Below are 3,084 nucleotides of genomic sequence, written 5' to 3'. Positions count from 1 at the left end.
ACCCGAAAACCACACCATCACCACCGCCCTCGCCCACCTCACCACCCACGGCACCCCACCCAACTGGCACACCTACTACCACCACACCAAACCCCGACCCACCCCCCTCCCCACCTACCCCTTCCAACACACCCGCTACTGGCTCGACAACCGGCCGTCCGATGCGGTCGACCTCGGGGCGGCAGGTCTGGACAGCGCGGACCATCCGATCCTCCGGGCATCGGTGACCATTCCGTCGTCCGGTCGGATGCTGTTCACGGGCCGGGTGGCTCTCGCCGCGCTGCCGTGGCTCGCCGACCACTCCGTCCACGGCACGGTGGTGTTCCCCGGCACGGGCTTCCTGGACCTGGTCCTGCACGCGGGCCGGCGCAGTGGCCACCCCCGGCTGGCCGAACTGGCCATGGAAGTGCCGTTGGTGATCGCCGCGACAGGCGGCGTCCAGGTACGGGTCGAGGTCGACGAGCCGGTGGAGGGGCGCCGCGCCGTCGCGGTGTACGCGCGGCCGGAGGACGCCGATCCCGACGAACCGTGGACGAGGCACTGCGCGGGCGTACTGGCGGCCGATTCCGGTGCCCACCCGGAGGATCCGGTGCACTGGCCGCCCGTCGACGCCACGGCGGAGGACGTCAGCGGCTTCTACGACCGGATGGCGGAGGCCGGCATCGGCTACGGTCCGTCGTTCCGCGGCCTGCAGGCCGTGTGGCGGCGCGGCGACGAGCTGTACGCCGAGGTCCGGTGGGACGGCGACGCCGGCGACCACGCCGTGCACCCGGCGCTGTTCGACTCCGCCCTGCACATCACCGCGGTCGACGCGGACCCCGGGCAGGCGAACCTGCCGTTCTCCTGGTCCGGAGTCACGCTGCACGGCCGCGCGGGTGACCGGCTGGTCGTCCGCATGGTCCGCCGCGGCCCGGACGAGGTCTCGCTGGACCTCGCCGATCCTTCCGGTGCCCTCGTCGCCTCGATCTCGTCGCTGGTCGGTCGGCCGGTCACCGTCCCGGCCGGCCGGCCGGGACGGGCTTCGCTCCTCCGCGTCGAGTGGCAGCCGGTCGTGCTGCCCGCGGTGGCCGACTTCCCCGCCGACACCGACGTGGTGCGGATCGTCGCGGGGCAGTCCGCCTCGACGGACGCGGCCGAGACCGCCCGGGTGACGGCCGAGGCCGCCCTCGGATCCGTGCAGGAGTGGCTCGCCCGCCAGGCCGGCACGCGTTCCCGCCTGGTCGTGGTGACCGACGGCCTCACCAGCGAGGACCCCGGACAGCGCCTGTCCGCCGCCGCGGTGTGGGGGCTGGTGCGCTCGGCCCAGGTCGAGCACCCGGGCCGGGTGGTCCTGGTCGACGGGAAGGAGCCGTCGGCCGCCGCGGTCGCCTCGGGTGAACCGCAGATCATGCTGAGCGCCGAGGGCGCGTCCGTGCCACGCCTCGTGCGCGGGGCACCGACGGACGCGAACTCGCCCTGGCGTCCGGGCACGGTCCTGCTGACCGGGGCGAGCGGTGCGCTGGGCCGCAGGGTCGCCCGGCACCTGGTCGAGACGCACGGTGTCCGGCGCCTCCTGCTGATCACCCGGCACGGCGAAGCGACGCCCGGCTCCGAAGCGCTGGCCGCCCGACTGCGCGGCCTCGGCGCCGAGGTGGAGTTCGCCGCCTGTGACGTGACCGATCGCCGCGCGCTCGCCGAGGTGCTGACCGCGATACCGTCGCAGTGGCCGCTGTCCGCGGTCGTGCACTGCGCGGGCACGGTCGATGACGCGACCCTCACTCGGCAGTCCGGAGAACGGCTGCGGACCGTCTTCGGTCCGAAGGCCGTCGGGGCCTGGCACCTCCACGAACTGACGCGTGGGATGGACCTCTCCGCATTCGTGCTGTTCTCCTCGGCCGCCGGCGTCCTGGGTTCGGCAGGTCAGGCGAACTACGCCGCGGCCAACGGGTTCCTGGACGCGCTGGCCGCCGTCCGGCAGGCGCAGGGACTGGCCGGGGTGTCCCTGGCGTGGGGCCTGTGGGACGTCACGGACGGCATGGCGGGCAAGCTCGGCGAGACCGACCTGGGCCGGCTGACCCGCTCCGGTCTCGTGGCGATCCAGGAGGACCAGGGCTTGGCGATGTTCGACGCGGCGCTCGCGTCGCAGGACGCCGTGGTCGTCCCGCTGCTCCTCGACCGCGGCGCGCTGCGCGCCGCTGCGGCGGAGCTGCCCGCCGTGCTGCGCGGCTTCGTCGGCGCCCCGGAACCGCAGCGGACCCGGCGCACGGTCGAGTCCCTGCGGGAGCGGGTGGCCGGACTCAGCGGCGAGGCACGCCGGCAGCTGTTGGCCGACGTGGTGCGCGCCGAGGTCGCGGCCACTCTCGGCCATGCCTCGGCGGCGTCGGTCGGGATCCGTAGGAGCTTCAGTGATCTGGGTTTCGACTCGCTCACCGCGGTCGAGTTGCGCAACCGGCTCACCGCGCTCACCGGGATCGAGCTGTCGGCCACCGTCGCGTTCGACCACCCGTCACCGGACTCGCTGGCCGCCTTCCTGGACGGCGAGTTGCCCGGCGCCGCCGACCCGTTGCCGGTCGAGTTGGACCGCCTGGAAACGCTGCTCACCGTGGCCGGGGAGGACACCGACCACGCGTACGTCGCCGATCGCCTCGAACGCCTGCTCTCCGAATGGAAGCGGCGCGGCACCGAGAGCGGACCTCACGACGAGAGCGGACCGCACACCGCCGATCTCGACGAGGCCACCACGGCGGACGAATTGATGGACTTCATCGATCGCAACCTCTAACCCAGTTCCCGTTACCGTTCGTTCGAAATAAAGCAGGGGTGGTGCGCGATGGCGCAGGAGGAAAAGCTCTTCGGGTATCTGAAGCGGGTCACCGCTGACCTACAGCAGACGCGGGAGCGTCTGTCGGAAGTGGAGGGCCGCGCCCGCGAGCCGATCGCCGTCGTCGCGATGGCCTGCCGCTTCCCCGGTGGGGTGAACTCCCCGGAATCGCTCTGGAACCTGCTGTCCTCCGGTGGTGACGCGATTTCGGGGTTCCCGCAGGACCGCGGCTGGGACCTGGCCGGAATCCTCGACCCCAACCGCCCCGGCGGCTCGATCACCCG

The 3,084-nt window shown here is 73.0% G+C and carries 2 protein-coding genes; both read left to right on the top strand.

Annotation, left to right across the window (positions count from 1 at the left end):
* Positions 1 to 2,761: type I polyketide synthase (locus tag AC0B61_RS37055; protein WP_471746926.1), on the top strand; the 2,761-nt coding region annotated here is incomplete at its 5' end.
* A gap of 48 nt (positions 2,762 to 2,809) precedes the next feature.
* Positions 2,810 to 3,084 (top strand): beta-ketoacyl synthase N-terminal-like domain-containing protein (locus tag AC0B61_RS37050; RefSeq protein WP_471746924.1); only part of this gene is annotated, 275 nt, incomplete at its 3' end.

This window comes from Kitasatospora sp. NPDC023385 (genome assembly GCF_055664045.1).
The sequence above is the reverse complement of the archived record's forward strand: the minus strand, read 5'-3'. Positions and strand labels throughout refer to the sequence as shown.